At 59.3% G+C, this 16,124-nt stretch carries 16 protein-coding genes and 1 tRNA gene; 9 read left to right on the plus strand and 8 right to left on the minus strand.

Annotated elements, in window-relative coordinates:
- Positions 1 to 158: 158 nt before the first annotated feature.
- From ACQKP2_RS19175 to ACQKP2_RS19185, 3 genes are all read left to right on the plus strand, one after another.
- Positions 159 to 3,071, plus strand: coding sequence for an aminotransferase (locus ACQKP2_RS19175; protein ID WP_427578638.1), 2,913 nt, complete (start codon positions 159 to 161; stop codon positions 3,069 to 3,071).
- 278 nt (positions 3,072 to 3,349) lie between these two features.
- On the plus strand, positions 3,350 to 4,456 hold the full coding sequence (gene aguA, locus ACQKP2_RS19180) for an agmatine deiminase (protein ID WP_427578639.1): 1,107 nt from the start codon (positions 3,350 to 3,352) through the stop codon (positions 4,454 to 4,456).
- Positions 4,457 to 4,702: 246 nt separating this feature from the next.
- Positions 4,703 to 4,915, plus strand: coding sequence for a hypothetical protein (locus ACQKP2_RS19185; RefSeq protein ID WP_427578640.1), 213 nt, complete (start codon positions 4,703 to 4,705; stop codon positions 4,913 to 4,915).
- A 315-nt stretch (positions 4,916 to 5,230) separates the two neighbouring features.
- On the opposite strand, the gene ACQKP2_RS19190 is transcribed toward ACQKP2_RS19185, so the two are convergent.
- Entirely contained in the window at positions 5,231 to 7,324 is a 2,094-nt protein-coding gene (locus ACQKP2_RS19190; RefSeq protein WP_427578641.1) for a TonB-dependent receptor, read from the minus strand.
- A 68-nt stretch (positions 7,325 to 7,392) separates the two neighbouring features.
- On the minus strand, positions 7,393 to 7,605 hold the full coding sequence (locus ACQKP2_RS19195; protein ID WP_427578642.1) for a hypothetical protein: 213 nt from the start codon (positions 7,603 to 7,605) through the stop codon (positions 7,393 to 7,395).
- A gap of 196 nt (positions 7,606 to 7,801) precedes the next feature.
- Between ACQKP2_RS19195 and ACQKP2_RS19200 the strand changes: the two genes are divergently transcribed.
- A complete protein-coding gene (locus tag ACQKP2_RS19200) occupies positions 7,802 to 9,088 on the plus strand; it encodes an OprD family porin (protein ID WP_427578643.1) in 1,287 nt (428 codons plus the stop codon).
- 149 nt (positions 9,089 to 9,237) lie between these two features.
- Here the strand turns inward: ACQKP2_RS19200 and ACQKP2_RS19205 are convergent, their stop codons facing one another.
- On the minus strand, positions 9,238 to 9,519 hold the full coding sequence (locus ACQKP2_RS19205) for a DUF3077 domain-containing protein (protein ID WP_427578644.1): 282 nt from the start codon (positions 9,517 to 9,519) through the stop codon (positions 9,238 to 9,240).
- Positions 9,520 to 9,660: 141 nt separating this feature from the next.
- On the opposite strand from ACQKP2_RS19205, the gene ACQKP2_RS19210 reads away from it, so the two are divergent.
- From ACQKP2_RS19210 to ACQKP2_RS19230, 5 genes are all read left to right on the plus strand, one after another.
- Positions 9,661 to 9,978: a hypothetical protein gene (locus ACQKP2_RS19210; RefSeq protein ID WP_046040827.1), complete on the plus strand. Its 318-nt coding sequence runs from the start codon at positions 9,661 to 9,663 to the stop codon at positions 9,976 to 9,978.
- On the plus strand, positions 9,968 to 10,255 hold the full coding sequence (locus ACQKP2_RS19215) for a helix-turn-helix domain-containing protein (RefSeq protein ID WP_427578645.1): 288 nt from the start codon (positions 9,968 to 9,970) through the stop codon (positions 10,253 to 10,255). The genes ACQKP2_RS19210 and ACQKP2_RS19215 overlap by 11 nt, the downstream gene beginning before the upstream one ends.
- Positions 10,256 to 10,461: 206 nt before the next feature.
- Positions 10,462 to 10,680, plus strand: a complete 219-nt coding sequence (locus ACQKP2_RS19220) for a tautomerase family protein (protein WP_175376510.1) — start codon at positions 10,462 to 10,464, stop codon at positions 10,678 to 10,680.
- Complete coding sequence (locus ACQKP2_RS19225) at positions 10,677 to 11,333, plus strand: DsbA family oxidoreductase (RefSeq protein WP_427578646.1); 657 nt, start codon at positions 10,677 to 10,679, stop codon at positions 11,331 to 11,333. Before ACQKP2_RS19220 ends, ACQKP2_RS19225 begins: the two co-directional genes overlap by 4 nt.
- Positions 11,334 to 11,375: 42 nt before the next feature.
- Positions 11,376 to 12,086, plus strand: coding sequence for an SDR family NAD(P)-dependent oxidoreductase (locus tag ACQKP2_RS19230; RefSeq protein ID WP_427578647.1), 711 nt, complete (start codon positions 11,376 to 11,378; stop codon positions 12,084 to 12,086).
- A gap of 65 nt (positions 12,087 to 12,151) precedes the next feature.
- Here the strand turns inward: ACQKP2_RS19230 and ACQKP2_RS19235 are convergent.
- The 5 genes from ACQKP2_RS19235 to ACQKP2_RS19255 form a co-directional block, all read right to left on the minus strand.
- Positions 12,152 to 12,227 (minus strand) — tRNA-Thr (locus tag ACQKP2_RS19235).
- 417 nt (positions 12,228 to 12,644) lie between these two features.
- Positions 12,645 to 13,874 (minus strand): methyltransferase, encoded by a 1,230-nt coding sequence (locus ACQKP2_RS19240; protein WP_427578649.1) that lies wholly within the window; start codon positions 13,872 to 13,874, stop codon positions 12,645 to 12,647.
- Positions 13,855 to 14,544 (minus strand): ABC transporter permease, encoded by a 690-nt coding sequence (locus tag ACQKP2_RS19245; protein ID WP_427578650.1) that lies wholly within the window; start codon positions 14,542 to 14,544, stop codon positions 13,855 to 13,857. Before ACQKP2_RS19245 ends, ACQKP2_RS19240 begins: the two co-directional genes overlap by 20 nt.
- Entirely contained in the window at positions 14,541 to 15,236 is a 696-nt protein-coding gene (locus ACQKP2_RS19250; RefSeq protein ID WP_427578652.1) for an ABC transporter permease, read from the minus strand. Before ACQKP2_RS19250 ends, ACQKP2_RS19245 begins: the two co-directional genes overlap by 4 nt.
- A gap of 78 nt (positions 15,237 to 15,314) precedes the next feature.
- Positions 15,315 to 16,064, minus strand: a complete 750-nt coding sequence (locus tag ACQKP2_RS19255; protein ID WP_427578654.1) for an ABC transporter substrate-binding protein — start codon at positions 16,062 to 16,064, stop codon at positions 15,315 to 15,317.
- Positions 16,065 to 16,124: the final 60 nt, after the last annotated feature.

A 16,124-nucleotide genomic window follows, 5' to 3' on the forward strand; every position in this document is an offset into this window, starting at 1 on the left:
GAGCCTCTCGCGGTCGAAGAGTGGGTGAGTGTAGCGGTTTGCACGCGTTGATGCCGCTTTGCCCTCACGCAGTCGGTCAGAGAGGAGCTCATTGGGGGTTGCGTATCGTCCAAAGCAATGGCGATATAGGCGTTTAATAAATTTAAAGGGGTCGTTGTATGCCGCTCGCCACGTTGATTCATCGCGCCAGTTTGCCCAGCCCGCAAGTCTCTGCCGAGCAAGCGCTGGAGCTGTTGCAGGAACATTACGGACTGAGCGGCAAGCTGAAAGCCCTTGGCAGCCAGCAGGACCTGAACTACCGCGTCGACAGCGATCAGGGCCGCTTCGTGCTGAAAATCTGCCGGGGCGACTATGCAGCGCTGGAGCTGCAAGCCCAGCATGCGGGGCTCAAGCACCTGGCGCAGCACCCTGATGTGCACGTGCCGCGGGTGATCACGGCGAAGAACGGCGCAGACCTGCTGTCACTGGAGGTCGGCGGACAAGCGGTGCATGTGCGCCTGCTCGATTACATCGAAGGCCAGTCGCTGACGCACCTCGACCATTTCAACCCCACCGTAGTGGCAGGTTTCGGCCGTTTGTGCGGCGAGATGGACCTGGCGCTGGCGCAATTCGATCATCCGGGCCTGGTGCGCACCCTGCAGTGGGACGCGCGTCATGCCCAGGCATTGATCGCGCATTTGCTGCCGGTGATCCAGGACGACACCCAGCGCCAATTGATCGCCGATGCGGCGGCGCAGGCCGAGCGCCATTTGCAGCCGTTGCTGGACAAGCTGCCGGTGCAGGCTATCCATATGGATATCACCGACGATAACGTGGTGTGGCAGCGCGATTCGGATCGTCAATGGCAGTTGCAGGGCGTCATCGATTTCGGCGACCTGGTCCGCACCTGGCGCATCACTGATCTGTCGGTGACGTGCGCGGCATTGCTGCATCATGCCGATGGCGATCCTTTCTGCATTTTGCCGGCGGTGCAGGCGTTCCACGCCGTCAACCCGTTGCAGCGAGAAGAACTGCTGGCGCTGTGGCCGTTGATCGTCGCTCGTGCGGCAGTGCTGGTGCTCAGCGGCGAGCAGCAGGTCAGCATCGATCCGGGCAACCAGTACAGTCGCGACAATCTGACCCACGAGTGGGAGATTTTCCGCGTTGCGACCTCCGTCCCGCTGGCGCTGATGGAGGCTGCGATTTTGAGCGCGGTCGGGCAGGCGCTGCCGGGCATTGGCAGTGAGGGTTTTGCCCCTCTGTTGCCGAACCTGGTCGGTCGTGAATTTGCCTTGATCGATCTGGGCGTGCTCAGCCCACACTTCGACGCCGGCAACTGGGAGCAGGAAGGCATCGATCAGCGTCTGCTCGATGAAGCCTCGTCCGTTCACGGGCTGGCGGCCAGCCGTTACGGGCAATACCGTTTGTCCCGTACCCGGCCCGACAGCGCCACCGAACCGGACACCTTCCCGTTGCACGTCGAATTGCGCGCACCACAGGGTACGACGGTCGAAGCACCGTTTGCCGGGGTGGTGCACCAGTCTGCGGCGGGCGTGTTGCAGCTCGATGGTCCGCAATTGAGCCTGCGGCTTTGGGGTGTGACGCCATCGCTGTATTCGGGGGCCGCGCTGGTCAAGGGCCAGGTACTGGGCGAGGTCAGCGGCCCGCTGGTTGTGCAGTTGTGCCGCGGTGCTTCGCTCAGCGCACCGTTGTTCTGTACGCCTTCACGCGCAGCGGCGTGGCAGGCACTGTGCCCGTCACCGGCGGCGTTGCTGGGGCTGGCCTGTGATGCGCAGGAAGAGCTCGACGCCCAGACGTTGCTGGCCCGCCGCGATGCCAGTTTCGCCCGCACCCAAAAACACTATTACGTCGACCCGCCGCGCATCGAACGTGGCTGGCGCAATCACCTGATCGACATGCAGGGCCGTTCCTACCTCGACATGCTCAACAACGTCGCGGTGCTCGGTCACGGTCATCCACGCATGGCGGCAGTGGCCGGTCGTCAGTGGTCGTTGCTCAACACCAACTCACGCTTCAACTACGCCGCCGTCGCCGAGTTCTCCGAGCGCTTGCTCAAGCTGGCGCCGGACTCCATGGACCGTGTGTTCCTGGTCAACAGTGGCAGCGAGGCCAATGACCTGGCCATTCGTCTGGCATGGGCCTACAGCGGTGGCCGCGACATGATCAGTGTGCTGGAGGCCTATCACGGCTGGACGGTGGGGGCCGATGCGGTCTCGACTTCGATTGCCGATAACCCCAAGGCCCTGAGCAGTCGCCCGGACTGGGTGCATCCGGTCGTTGCACCGAACACCTACCGCGGTGAGTTCCGTGGCCCGGACAGCGCACCGGACTACGTGCGCAGCGTGGAACACAACCTGGCGAAAATCGCCGAACAAAAGCGTCAGCTGGCCGGTTTCATCTGCGAGCCGGTCTATGGCAACGCCGGCGGTATCTCGCTGCCGGCGGGTTACTTGAAACAAGTCTATGCCATGGTACGGGCACAGGGTGGGGTGTGCATCGCCGACGAAGTTCAGGTGGGCTATGGACGCATGGGCCATTTCTTCTGGGGCTTCGAGGATCAGGGTGTGGTGCCGGACATCATCACCATGGCCAAGGGCATGGGTAACGGCCAGCCACTGGGCGCGGTCATCACCCGCCGGGAAATCGCCGAGGCATTGGAGGCCGAGGGCTATTTCTTCTCCTCGGCCGGCGGCAGTCCGGTCAGTTGCCAGATCGGCATGGCGGTGCTGGATGTGATGGAAGAAGAAAAGCTCTGGGAGAACGCCCAGGTCGTCGGCGGCTACTTCAAGGAGCGCCTGGAGGCGCTGATCGATATTCATCCGCTGGTAGGGGCGGTACATGGTTCCGGCTTCTACCTGGGGGTTGAATTGGTCCGCAACCGCGAAACGCTGGAACCGGCGACCGAAGAAACCACTGCGCTGTGCAATCGCCTGCGCGACCTGGGGATCTTCATGCAGCCCACCGGCGACTATCTGAACGTGCTCAAGATCAAGCCGCCGATGGTCACGTCGCGCCAGAGCGTGGATTTCTTTGTGGATATGCTTTCGAAGGTGCTCTCGGAAGATCTGTAAAGGCCTAACCCCTGTGGGAGCGAGCCTGCTCGCGATAGCGATCTGTCAGTCAGTGATGCTGTGACTGATATGACCTCATCGCGAGCAGGCTCGCTCCCACTTGGAATGGTGGCATTAGTTCGATTGATATCGGTTTTTTATTGTGCTTTTAGGTTTCAGTGGATTGGTGGTGCTTTAAAAGTCGATATTTATCGGATATAAAGTCACCACTGTCCACGGCGTGTACCAATACGCTTTCTTTTCTGTCAGGCATCAAAGCCACTCCGGAGTCCTGAGCCATGACCACTTTGAATAGCACCCCTCGCGAAGATGGCTTTTACATGCCGGCCGAGTGGGCCCCCCAAACCCAGACCTGGATGGTCTGGCCCGAGCGCCCGGACAACTGGCGCCTGGGTGGCAAACCGGCGCAAGCGGCGCATGTAGCGGTGGCCAAGGCCATTGCCCGCTTCGAGCCGGTCACCGTGGCGGTTTCCGCCGGCCAATATGAAAACGCCCGCGCCCGTCTGGACGTACCGAACATCCGCGTGGTGGAAATGTCCAGCGACGACGCCTGGGTCCGCGATACTGGCCCGACGTTCGTCATCAACAACAGCGGCGAAGTGCGCGGCGTGAACTGGGATTTCAATGCCTGGGGCGGTTTTGACGGTGGCCTGTATTCGCCGTGGAACCGTGACTCGCAGGTGGGCGGCAAGATCCTGGAGATCGAACGCAGCCCGCGCTATCGCACCGAGGGCTTCGTGCTCGAAGGCGGCTCGATCCACGTCGATGGCGAAGGCACGCTGATCACCACCGAAGAGTGCCTGCTCAACCGCAATCGCAACCCGCACATGAACCGCGCCGAAATCGAAGCGGTACTGAGCGCGAACCTGGCTGTGGATAAAATCATCTGGCTGCCGGACGGTCTGTTCAACGACGAAACCGATGGCCATGTGGATAACTTCTGCTGCTACGTGCGTCCCGGCGAAGTATTGCTGGCATGGACCGATGACCCGCAGGACCCGAACTTCCCGCGCTGCCAGGCGGCGATGAAGGTGCTGCAAAACAGCACCGACGCCAAGGGGCGCCCGTTCACGGTGCACAAAATGCCGATTCCCGGGCCGCTTTTCGCGACCGAGGAAGAGTGCGCGGGTGTCGACGCGGTAGAGGGCACCCAGGAGCGTAACCCGTCGGTTCGTCTGGCTGGTTCCTACGTGAACTTCCTGATCGTCAACGGCGGCATCATTGCACCGAGCTTCGACGATCCAATGGACGGCCCGGCCAAGGAGATTCTGCAGAGCCTGTTCCCACAGCACGAAGTGGTGATGGTGCCGGGGCGTGAACTGTTACTGGGTGGCGGTAACATTCACTGCCTTACCCAACAGCAACCAGCGCCGCACAAAGAGTGAGTGCAGTTGTAACAGCTTGAGTTGATTGCAAAATCAGTTCAGCAAGCATTTGCACCCGCCGCCTTGCGCAGAGCCCGCAGTCCTACAGGACTGCGGGCTTTTTCGTATCCGCCGGTCGACAGATCCGACACATTGGCATAGCTCTTGTATTGATCAGCGTGCAAAACGGGGAGGGGAAAGAACTTCGTTGTTCTGTCATAAACCTTGGATAACTTAGCCGCTCACAATCCGGGAGAGAGCGCTTAAATGAACGCCGAAGTGAACATGGTGGGCGAGCGGGCACTGCATCCCCTGACTGTAAATGGTGAATCGCTCCAGATCCTGGCGCACTGGTTCAAGTCCAATGGAACGCGTCAGATCAGTGAAACTGATCCGCGCCGGACAATGATCGAGCGCTACCCCGCTGGCTTGTTCAGCGAAGCGGAACTGGATGCGTTGTGGGATGTGATGGAAGGATAAGAAGAAAAACAACGGATTGAACAAGAAAAAGCGCTGCCGGGATGGCAGCGCTTTTTTTATGCGCGATGGTTCAGGGCTTGGGATATGGACTGATATCACCACCAGACTCTGTGGAAGCAACTGTTCTTCAGCATGTCAGTGGCACCGCCTTCGCTGGCAAGTCAGCTCCCACAAGGATCCTCAGCGAACACATAGTTCAGGCAGGACGCTAAACCTGTGGGAGCGGGCTCGCCCGCGATGACGGCGTGTCGGTCAAAGAAGATGCTGGATGTGCAGGCCTCTGCCTGAGCAAGCCCACAGTTATTTGTGAGGTGTTTAGAAGCTATACGTTCCTGTGACCACCACACTCCGCGGCTCCCCCGGCTGGATCTGCGCCGCGCTGGTGGCCGAGGAGTAATACGTCTTGTCGGTAATGTTGTTCAACGCCGCGCGCAAATCCCAATCCTTCTGACGGAAACCGGCCAGCGCATCCCAGCGGCCATAACCAGGCAGCACGGTGGTATTGAGGTTGTCGGCGTAGCGGTCACCGACCAGCGTGAGGCCGGTCTCGGCATACCAGCCCATTTCCGGTTTCCAGGTCACGAACAGGCTGCCGTTGTGCTTGGCCACGTTGCTGATGCGCTTGCCTTCAAAGCCGTTGTTGTCCTTTTCCACCGTTGCGTCCTGCACACCCACGCCGCCGCGCACGTACCAGTTGCCGGTGATTCTGCCAGCGGCGGTCAGCTCGATCCCGCGGGAACGCTGTTCGCCCGTCAGCAGGGTGATGGTCGGGTTGTTCGGATCGCTGGTGCGACGGTTGTACAGCTCCAGTTCATAGATCGCCAGCGTGGTGCTCAGGCGATCATCCAGCCAGTCACTCTTCACGCCGATTTCTTTCTGTTTGGTCAGCTCGGGGCTCAGGTCATTGGTGTTGCCGGCCGCGCCCGGTGTGATGCCGATCAAGCCACCGCCAACGGGGGAGAAGGTTTTCGACCAGGAGGCATAGAAGGAATGATTCTGCAGCGGCGTCCAGACCAGTCCTACACGTGGGCTGGTGCTGTGACTGTCACGGTCTTCAGAGATATCCCGCAGCTTGTTGGTCGACTCGATGTCGAAGGTGTCGTAGCGCAAGCCGGCGAGCAATTGCCATTGATCGTTCAGTCGCAGTTGATCCTGCACATACACCGCACGGCTTTCGACTTCGGTGTGCGTACTGCTCGATACCTGCATGCGTCCGGTGTGGCGCAAGTCGCGGTTGGGGTTGTCGAGGTCCAATGACGGGACCGCCGAACTGCCGGGCCCGGAGGTGGCGGCGTTGTACAGGGTTGGATTGCGTCGCTGGCTGCCGATCTCGATCCCGGTCAACAGGCGGTGCTCCAGGCCGAAGGTATCGAAACCGCCCTCCAGTTCGACGTTGTTGTAGACGTTTCGGGTATTCAGATCCTGTTGCCAGTGTTGGCGCGTGACCCGATTGGTCGCCGGGGTGTAGCCGGTCAGGTAGGTGTTGTCGAAATCGCTGTCGAGCTTGAACACGCCCAATGTCTGGCGCAGCTGCCAGTTGTCGCTGAGTTCATAAGTGAGTTTCGAGCGCAGGGATTGCGACTTGTCGTCGATGAAATCGTGTTCGCTGCCGTAGGTCGTATCGCGCCCCACATCCGCCGGTCGACCGTTCACGCCGGGAATGCCACGGTCCGGCGTACGGTTGTAGCGGCTGTATTCGTACTGCACCAGCCAGTTCAGGTCGGGCGTCAGTTGCCAACTCATCGAAGGCGCGAACAATTGGCGATTGCCGCTCACGCCATCGCGGAAACTGTCCTGGTCCATGTTGCCCATGTTCAGGCGCAGGCTGATGTTTTCGGCAGGGTCGGTGCTGAGGTCGGCATAGAGGCTGCGCAGGTCGTCGCTGCCGCCCTGTGCTTCGACGGTGGAGCGGCGGCCGAATTCCGGCAACTTGCTGACACGGTTGACGATCCCGCCCTGGCTGCCACGGCCATACAGCACGGCGGCCGGACCTTTCAGCACGTCGATTCGCTCGATGTTGTGCAAATCGCGCACGTACTGGCTGTCGTCGCGGATGCCGTCCAGATAAAAGTCGTTGCTGGCATCGAAGCCACGAATGCGCAGGCTGTCGAAGCGGGTATCGGCGCCGCTGCTGACGTTGGGAATGCCGCTGAGCGCAGTGCCCAGATCATTGGTGCCGTAATCGACCACGTTCGCGGTCTTGATCGAATCAATGGCTTGTGGAACGTAGCGCACCGGCGTGTTGGTGCGTGTGGCGGTGCTGGTCTCCATCACGCGCGGGTCATCGGCTTCCGATTCGGCGCTGATGGACGTGGCAGGTAACGTGGTCGGTGCGGCGCAGGTAAAACCGGCGGATAACAGTGCAGAAAAACCGAGTGTGGCGGGTATGAAGCGCGAGGGGGCAGGCATTAACAGACGCATCCGGAAGGGTGGGGATTTCAAAGGTCGCGAATGGTAATGCTTTGCATTTGCTTCGGTTAATTATTATTGAATGCTGGGCCTGCGAGATTATTTCTAATTGTGTCAAAACTGTTACAAAAGCCGCTTTCGAGCGGGTGCAGGCTGTCGATTTCTGCAAGAACCTTGTCGGAATCGCCAATGGCTGCAGGCGCAATGTGGCCTTCGATTGAATAATCCTGCCAAGTAAAGCGTCTTCCTGAATGGTTTTCGTCTTTTCTGCGACGTTTCATGAAATTGACACATCTTGAAGCACGCAGTTACGATTCGGCCAACGCCTGTGGCAGACCGCCATGACCCAAATATAATAAAAGGCCCGCCGCGAGTAATCGTGGGCGGGCTTTTTGTTTTCGGAATGAAAAAAGAGCGCAATAGTGCCGTTTCAGCCGTTCGACACAGCGCGTTTCAACCCGTAATAAGGAAAACAACATGTTGAACAAGCGAATCAGCCTGATCGCTCTGGGGATCTTGAGCGCTACACAGGCCATGGCTAACGACCAGGCCGAATCCAAGGGTTTCGTTGAAGACAGCAGCCTCAAAGTGCTGCTGCGCAACGCCTACATCAACCGCGATTTCAAAGACGGCAATGCCGACAAGTCCGAGTGGGGCCAAGGCGTCATCGGTACGTTCTCGTCCGGCTTCACCCAAGGCACCGTCGGTGTGGGTGTGGACGCGTTCGGTCTGTACGCCCTGAACCTGGAGCGCAGCGAAAGCCGTAGCGGTGCCCAAGGCATCGACTTCTTCAAGAAGGGCGACAGCGGCCAACCCGCCGATGACCTGTCCAAGGGCGGCGCAGCGGTCAAATTCCGCCTGTCCAACACCACGCTGACCTATGGCGATCAAATGCCGGCCCTGCCGGTGTTGAGCTATGACAACGGCCGCCTGCTGCCGGAAAGCTACACCGGCACCTTGATCACCTCCAAGGAAATCAAAGGTCTGGAACTGAACGCCGGCCGCTTCACCGCCGAATCGCGTAAAAGCGCCGAGGGTCGTGACAGTGGTGGCCTGAAGTCGATCAACGTGTTGGGCGGCAGCTACCAGTTCACCGAGCAGTTCAAGGCCGCGCTGTACGCGTCCGACGTCGAAGACGTGCTGAAGAAGCAATACGTGAACGCCAACTACGTGTTCCCGATCGACAAGGACCAGTCCCTGACCCTGGACTTCAACGGCTACCGCACCAAACTGGACGACTCCTACGTTCGCGAAACCGGCGCCACCGGCGACGACAACAAGATCTGGAGCCTGGCGGCCACCTTCATCACCGGCCCGCACTCGTTCACCCTGGCGCACCAGCGCAGCACCGGCGACAGCAACCTGGGCTATCCCTACGGCGGCTATCAGAAGGATCAGGGCCGCGTCGGCGACGGCGGCAACACCATCTACCTGGCCAACTCCTACTGGTCCGACTTCAACGCTGAAGACGAACGCAGCTGGCAGCTGGGCTACGGCCTGGACTTCAGCACCTTCGGCGTGCCGGGCCTGAGCTACAACTTCGCCTACGTCAAGGGTGACAACATCACCACCTCCACCAGCACCGACGGCACCGAGCGCGAGATCTTCAACCAGTTCAAGTACGTCGTGCAAAGCGGCCCGGCCAAAGACCTGAGCGTGAAACTGCGCAGCTCCATCCTGCGCGTGTCGCAGAAGTCGAGCGAGTACAACGTCGGCGGCAACGAAGTGCGTGTGTTCGTGGATTACCCGATCAACATCTTCTGATGATGGGTTGAGATATCGCGGCCTGATTCAAGGCTGAGAAATGAAGAAGCCCCGACTGGTTCGGGGCTTTTTTGTACCTTTGAAATTGTCATGTCGCCAAAATGCGATTTCGGCGACATGTCTTAGTGTTTCAAATTGACGCGATGGCCTTATGTTTTGCGATTGTTCATCGGTGAGTCCAGCACCTTCACCACATCATCGATGATCGCCTTGCTCATATCCTGCAAAAAGTGCGACGCCCAGGCATGTCGATCGGTATCGCGAACCATGGCTGCGTCTGATGCGAGCAGTTTGGCGACGTGAAGTAGATCGCAAGCATGGTAGAGAGCCTGGATGACCAGGACACCAGCGTTGATGCGAAATAGCGGTTCGTTGGCGTGGAAGGAGAAGTGAGTGAGGCCGATGGTTTTGAGGTCTTGGGGATTAGTCATTTAGCTTCACCTCCTATTCGCTAGGTGGTGGCTTTGGCTGATTCCGTATTGGAGTGATTGCTACAATTTTTCCTCACTGGCGGCTTCAAGCAGACAGGCGTGCATTGCCCATGTATACGGCAGGGCCGTATAGTCGTGCTTATGTTCACGATTATCGAAACCGAAATTTTCAAGCGCTACGCTGAATCTATCTGGGACGATGGCGAACGTCATGAATTCATTACCTGGCTGGCAGCTAATCCACTGGCCGGCGATGTGGTTCCCGGTAGCGGCGGTTTACGCAAGGTTCGTTGGTCCCGAAGCGGGATGGGCAAACGAGGTGGTACACGTGTCATTTACTACAACACGCTTTCCGAAGGCTCTATCTGGTTGTTGATCGCCTACACCAAGGCGAAATTCGACAATTTACCCGCAGCCTTCCTCAAACAACTGAAGGAGGAAATCAGCAATGGCCAATGAACTGGAGCAATTCCAGCAGGACTTGCTGGACTCTGTGCGGCAAATGAAAGCCGGCAAAGCAGCGCGCGTGACAGAAGTGCCGCTATCAGCGGCTGCTGAAGCACGGGCCAAAGTCGGTGTGTCTCAAAGTGCATTCGCGAAGTTGATTGGGGTCAGTTTGCGTACGCTGCAGGACTGGGAGCAAGGGCGGCGGCAGCCGACGGGAGCAGCGCAAACGCTGTTGCGTATAGCAAGTCAGCATCCTGAGGCATTGCGTGACCTTCAAGAAGCGATATAGCCAGTAGGTAAAAGTCTCTTTACGTCCCCGCAATAAGAATGACGTCAGGTTTCTCGATGGACGTGAGTATCTGGTCTTTTTTATTGATTACTCAATGTAATTAATGAAGTTCCCGTCCCCACCTTTATCCCCTCCCGCGAACATCCTAAATTCTCCTCCAACGCCTCTCCCATCATCCCGACGGGAAGGTCACTGGAGTTGTCCTCATGCCTTTCGTAAGTGTCCGCATTACCCGCGATGGCGTTACCACTGAGCAGAAAGCCCAGGTGATCGCCGAAATCACTGAAACACTGGAACGCGTCCTCAACAAACGCCCAGACCTGACCCACATCGTGATCGAGGAAGTCGACACCGATAACTGGGGTTACGCCGGGATCACCACGACCCAGTACCGCAAGCAACTGGCGGAAGAGGGCAAGTCATGACCACTTCGGTAACCATCGATTTCGTCTCCGATGTGGTGTGCCCCTGGTGCGCACTGGCGGCGACGGCGCTGGAGCAGGCAATCGAGAAAGTGGCAGGTGAGGTTTCGGTCCAGCTGACTTACAAGCCTTTCGAGCTGAACCCGAACATGCCGGCCGAAGGCGAGAAAGCCGTCGAGCACTTGATGCGCAAATACGGCCGCACCGCCCAGGACGTGGCCTCGGGCAAGGCGATGCAGATCGAGCGCGGCAACGCCATCGGCTTCAAGTTCGACCTGGAGAAACGCACGCACTTCTACAACACCTTCGATGCCCATCGTTTGCTGCTCTGGGCCTTGCATGAAGGGCGTCAGGTGGCACTGAAGAAGATCCTGCTTCGCGCTTACTTCAGCGAAGGGCAGAACCCGAGTGATCAGCAGACGCTGGTGCGCTTGGCAGGAGAGGCGGGGCTGGACGAGGCCCGCGCGCAGGACGTGTTGGCGTCGGGCGAGTATGCCGACGAAGTGCGGGAGCTGGAGGAGTTTTACCGGCAGCACGGCATCAACTCGGTCCCGGCCCTTGTGCTGAACGGCCGTCACCTGGTGTCCGGTTCGCAGTCGGTCGAGTACTACGAACAAATGTTGAGACAAATGGCCAAGGCCCCCGCCGAAGCCTGATTCATCGAATTTCAAACCCCATTATTTTCAGAGGTATACATCATGAGCAATTCGAAAAAAGTTGTTGTGATCACTGGCGCATCCCAAGGTCTGGGCGACGGCATGGTCAAGGCATTCCGTGAACTGGGCTACCGGATCGTCGCCACCTCGCGTTCGATCAAACCGTCGACCGATCCGGACATCCTCACCGTGGCCGGCGACATCGGCGAACCGGAAACCGCCCAGCGTGTCATCCGTGAAGCGGTTGCCCGTTTCGGCCGCATCGACACCCTGGTCAACAATGCCGGGATCTTCATCGCCAAACCGTTCACCGGCTACACCGCTGAAGACTACGCCAACGTGCTGTCGGTCAACCTGAACGGGTTCTTCTACATCACTCAACTGGCCATCGCCGAGATGGAAAAACACGGCAGCGGCCACATCGTCAACATCACCACCAGCCTGGTGGACCACGCCATCGACGGCGTGCCATCGGTATTGGCCTCGCTGACCAAAGGCGGCCTGAACGCGGCCACCAAATCCCTGGCCATCGAATACGCCAAGCGCGGCATTCGGGTAAACGCAGTATCGCCCGGCATCATCAAGACCCCGATGCACGGCGAAGAAACCCACGCTGCCCTGGGTGCATTGCACCCGCTCGGACACATGGGTGAAATCGAGGACATCGCGCAGGCCGTGGTGTACCTGGACGGCGCCAAGTTCGTCACCGGTGAGATCCTGCACGTCGACGGTGGTCAGAGCGCGGGTCACTAAGCGCTGGTTTTCCGGGCAATAGAAACAACAAAGCCCCTGCATTGCTGCAGGGGCTTTGTTTTGTATGGTGCCGGCACCAGGAATCGAACCCGGGACCTACTGATTACAAGTCAGTTGCTCTACCATCTGAGCTATACCGGCATGTCAGGGCGACGATTATAGCGATTGGGAAGGTTCTGTAAACCCCTGAATTCTGACTATTTTTGCGCGGGGCTCTGCCGGGGATTTCTGGCGCAGGCGGTGATTGCCCCGTGATGGGGAGCGGGGTTTGGCTCGGTTGCCGCTTCGAGTGTCGGTGATGTGGATTTCCGAGGCTTGCGCTTCCTCGATTTCGGCGGTTATGCCCTTTTTATCGAAGGCTTATGCACAACGGAATTTGTAATGCACGGGTTACGTGCTGCATTTGTGGATTCGTTCTCATCTGCTCGCAAATCACTGTTTTTCGGGTTTTTATTTGGGTGTACGAAAACTGAACAGTCCCGTTTCATCCCTGAAACAGCTGTAAATCTTGGATCCACGATATTTTCATCAACAGAGTTATCCACAGGTTGCGAAGCTTTACGCGCGCTCGGCCAGCAGCAGGAAATTGCGTGGTGTGAGCGGTGTTTCGCAAAAAGTGCCAAGGCGTACTTCATAACCCTGTTCCAGCAGGAAAAGTGCTCGATCCAGGATCAGCCAAAGCTCCAGCGGGCGTCGGAAAAGTCCGCGTAGCAACTCAAGATTGCGCACCTGTGCCAGGCGCTGCCAGCCGGCAGCCTCCCACGCAGACCAGTCTTGCGGTCCGATTGTGGATAACTCCTTGAGTGCGGCCAGATGATGGCAGAAGTCGGCGAAGGGTTTGTCCAGCCAGGCACTGGGAAGTGACGGGGTCGGCAGGTATTCGTCGACCCCGCGCAGTTGCCGTTGCAGCAGGTCGAAGGCCAAGCGCCGGGCCATGGAGGTGTCACGTTGGCGTCGCACGCGGGCGCCGGCGGTCACGGTCTCGCTCATCGGCAACGCCAGATCGTCCAGCGACAGTTGCAGGTCAGAGCCTCGGGCGGCTGAAGAGATCGGCGAGTACTGCGTCAGACTGATCCGGTTGTAGCAGCACGGCGCGATGGCGAGTTGCTTGCAGCCTGCGGCGCTGGCGAGCTGGATCAGGCGCACGTGCAAGTCGCCACAGGCGTGCAGCGCAACTGGCGTGTGCTCATCTTTCAATAATGAGGCGGTGTCGGCTGCGAGCACATCCTGTTCAACGTGCAACGCGTGCAAGTGATGGCGCTGGCTGAGGGCCTGGCCGCTCGCAACCAGAGCCGGATCGAACTCCAGGCAAGTCAGTTGCTGGCCGGTTTGCAGCAACCTTCTACCCAAGTGACCCTTTCCCGAACACCAGTCCAGCCAATGCTTCGGCGCATCGGCGAATTGCAGGCGACTGGCGAAGGCTTCGATCTGCTGCCACTTGCGGCCGGGCACATCGACATTCAATCGGTGTCCGGCGGCTTCCAGCGCATGGGTTGGGAGTTCACCCACGGCACTCAATGAGAGGGACATCGCCGCCAATGAAGCGAAGGGTTCCGGTGCTTCCAGAAGAGCAGGTTGGGTGTGAGCGCTTTCCGCCGCTTCCAGCGATCGACCGCGTAGCCAGTCGGCCAACTCGGGGTAGGTGGTTTCCCAGGGAAGTTGCAGATGAGTGAACGGCCGTGGCTTCCACAGGGCCTGGTGCTCTGTCAGAAAAGCATCCAGCGCGGTGAAACGGGCGAGCAGGGACTCGCCCGTCAGCACGCGGGCATCAACGCCCTTGGCAGGCATCGACGCGCAACCAGCGCTCCAGCAGCTTGAAGCCGCGTACCAGCACGTAGGCCATCACCAGGTAGAACACGCCGGCCGCGAAGAAAATCTCCACCGGCAGGTAGGTCCGGGCAATGATGGTGCGGGCCATGCCGGTCAGTTCCAGCAGGGTCACGGTGCTGGCCAGGGCGCTGGCCTTGAGCATCAGGATCACTTCGTTGCTGTAGGCCGGCAGGCCGATGCGCGCGGCCCGTGGCAGCATGATGTAGAACAGTGCCTTGGGCTTGGACATGCCCAGCGCGCGTGCCGCTTCGATTTCGCCCGGCGGAATCGCCTGAATGGCCCCACGCAGGATCTCGGCGATGTACGCCGCCGTGTGCAGGGTCATGGTGGCTGTGGCGCACCAGAACGGATCGCGCAGGTACGGCCACATCGAGCTGTTACGGATGACGTCGAACTGCGCCAGGCCGTAGTAGACCAGGAACAGCTGCACCAGCAACGGCGTGCCACGGAAAAAGAAGATGTAGCCGTAGGGCAATGCCCGCACGTACCACAGCTTCGAAGAGCGGGCGATGCCCAGCGGAATCGCCAGCAGCAATCCGGCGATTACGGCGATGGCGACCAGTTCCAGGGTCAGGGTTGCGCCCTGGGCCAGTTTCGGCAGCCACTTGATGATGACTTCCCAGTTCATTGGGTGCTCCTCGCGAAGCCGCGAGCGGCGCGTTTTTCCAGCAGGTGCATGCCGGTCATGGCCAGAATCGTCAGGCCCAGGTACATGAAGGCGGCCACCATGTAGAAGGTGAACGGTTGTTTGGACACGGTCACGCCGATCTGGGCGTGGCGCATGATTTCTTCCAGGCCGATGACCGACACCAGTGCGGTGTCCTTCATCAGGATCATGAACAGGTTGCCAAGGCCTGGCAGGGCGATGCGCCACATTTGCGGCAGGATCAGTTTGGTGAAGATGCGCCATTTCGACAGGCCCAGGGCCACGCCGGCCTCACGATGGCCCTTGGGAATGGCGAGGATTGCACCGCGAAACACTTCCGTGGCATAGGCGCCGAAGCACAGGCCCAGGGCGATCACACCAGCGGCGAAGGCATTGAGTTCCAGTTCGGGGTTGCCGAAGAACTCTCCCAGCGCACGCATCAGGTTGACGGTGCCGAAGTAGATCAACAGTACCCAGAGCAATTCCGGGACACCGCGAACCAGTGTCGAATAGGTGCCGCCAAGCCATTGCAGCGGCTTGTACGGGGACGTCTTGGCCAAGGCACCGAGCAGACCGAGCACCAGCCCCAGGCACAGGGCCGAGAGCGCGAGTTTCACAGTCATCAGCGCGCCGGCGGCAAGTGCCGGGCCGAATCCGTAGAGGTCGATAATCATGGATTTCTTTTCAAATCGCGGCAGGCAGGGCCGGGGACCGGCGCCATCGCAAGGCGACGCCGGTCCGGCAGGTCAGTATCAGTAGATGCTGAACGGGAAGTACTTGTCGTTGATCTTCTTGTAGGTGCCGTCGGCCACGATTTCTTTCAGCGCGGTGTTCAGCTTCTCGCGGATCGGGTCGTTTTTACGTACAGCGATACCGATCTTGTCGCTTTCTTCCACCGGATCGCCCTTGAATTCGTAGGAACGGCCGGCGTCGCTTTTCAGCCACTCATAGTTGACGTACTTGTCCGCCAGAATGCCGTCCAGGCGACCCGAAGTCAGGTCCAGGTAGGCGTTTTCCTGGGTGTCGTACAGCTTGATGGTGATGTCGTCACCATAAGTGTCTTCCAGGAAGGTGCCGGCCAGGGTCGCGCGCTGGGCGCCGATCACCTTGCCTTTCAAAGCGGCCTTGTCAGTCTTGAAGTCGACGTTCTTCGGCGCGATGAATTGCAGTTTGTTGGAGTAGTACGGGTCGGTGAAGTCCACCGCTTGCTTGCGCTCGTCGGTGATCGACATCGACGAGATCAGGAAGTCGAACTTCTTGGCGTTCAGTGCCGGGATGATCCCGTCCCAGTCGGAGGTGACCACGGTGCACTCGACCTTCATCTTGGCGCACAGGGCGTCGCCGATTTCCTTGTCGAAGCCGACGACGTTGCCGCTGGCATCCTTGTTGTTGAAGGGCGGGTAGGCCGCCTCGATGCCCATCTTCAGGTTTTCTGCCATGGCACCGGCGCTGAACGCCACGGTGACGGCAGCCGCCAGGAAGATTTTCTTGAAGTTCTGCATGCGGGTAGCTCCGTTAGCGGTTGCTGGACATGAATTGTTTGCAGCGCGCCGAAAGCGGGT

The sequence above is a fragment of the Pseudomonas sp. NPDC089569 genome, from assembly GCF_050280625.1.
Classification (GTDB): Bacteria; Pseudomonadota; Gammaproteobacteria; order Pseudomonadales; family Pseudomonadaceae; genus Aquipseudomonas.

Excerpts from the sequence above, each read along its gene's own strand:
- aguA (WP_427578639.1), top strand. The coding sequence starts at position 3,350 with ATGACCACTTTGAATAGCACCCCTCGCGAAGATGGCTTTTACATGCCG.
- ACQKP2_RS19185 (WP_427578640.1), top strand. The coding sequence starts at position 4,703 with ATGAACGCCGAAGTGAACATGGTGGGCGAGCGGGCACTGCATCCCCTG.
- ACQKP2_RS19195 (WP_427578642.1), bottom strand. The coding sequence starts at position 7,605 with ATGAAACGTCGCAGAAAAGACGAAAACCATTCAGGAAGACGCTTTACT.
- ACQKP2_RS19255 (WP_427578654.1), bottom strand. The coding sequence starts at position 16,064 with ATGCAGAACTTCAAGAAAATCTTCCTGGCGGCTGCCGTCACCGTGGCG.
- ACQKP2_RS19210 (WP_046040827.1), top strand. The coding sequence starts at position 9,661 with ATGTTCACGATTATCGAAACCGAAATTTTCAAGCGCTACGCTGAATCT.
- ACQKP2_RS19225 (WP_427578646.1), top strand. The coding sequence starts at position 10,677 with ATGACCACTTCGGTAACCATCGATTTCGTCTCCGATGTGGTGTGCCCC.
- ACQKP2_RS19250 (WP_427578652.1), bottom strand. The coding sequence starts at position 15,236 with ATGATTATCGACCTCTACGGATTCGGCCCGGCACTTGCCGCCGGCGCG.
- ACQKP2_RS19240 (WP_427578649.1), bottom strand. The coding sequence starts at position 13,874 with ATGCCTGCCAAGGGCGTTGATGCCCGCGTGCTGACGGGCGAGTCCCTG.
- ACQKP2_RS19215 (WP_427578645.1), top strand. The coding sequence starts at position 9,968 with ATGGCCAATGAACTGGAGCAATTCCAGCAGGACTTGCTGGACTCTGTG.
- ACQKP2_RS19245 (WP_427578650.1), bottom strand. The coding sequence starts at position 14,544 with ATGAACTGGGAAGTCATCATCAAGTGGCTGCCGAAACTGGCCCAGGGC.
- ACQKP2_RS19220 (WP_175376510.1), top strand. The coding sequence starts at position 10,462 with ATGCCTTTCGTAAGTGTCCGCATTACCCGCGATGGCGTTACCACTGAG.
- ACQKP2_RS19200 (WP_427578643.1), top strand. The coding sequence starts at position 7,802 with ATGTTGAACAAGCGAATCAGCCTGATCGCTCTGGGGATCTTGAGCGCT.
- ACQKP2_RS19230 (WP_427578647.1), top strand. The coding sequence starts at position 11,376 with ATGAGCAATTCGAAAAAAGTTGTTGTGATCACTGGCGCATCCCAAGGT.
- ACQKP2_RS19190 (WP_427578641.1), bottom strand. The coding sequence starts at position 7,324 with ATGCCTGCCCCCTCGCGCTTCATACCCGCCACACTCGGTTTTTCTGCA.
- ACQKP2_RS19205 (WP_427578644.1), bottom strand. The coding sequence starts at position 9,519 with ATGACTAATCCCCAAGACCTCAAAACCATCGGCCTCACTCACTTCTCC.
- ACQKP2_RS19175 (WP_427578638.1), top strand. The coding sequence starts at position 159 with ATGCCGCTCGCCACGTTGATTCATCGCGCCAGTTTGCCCAGCCCGCAA.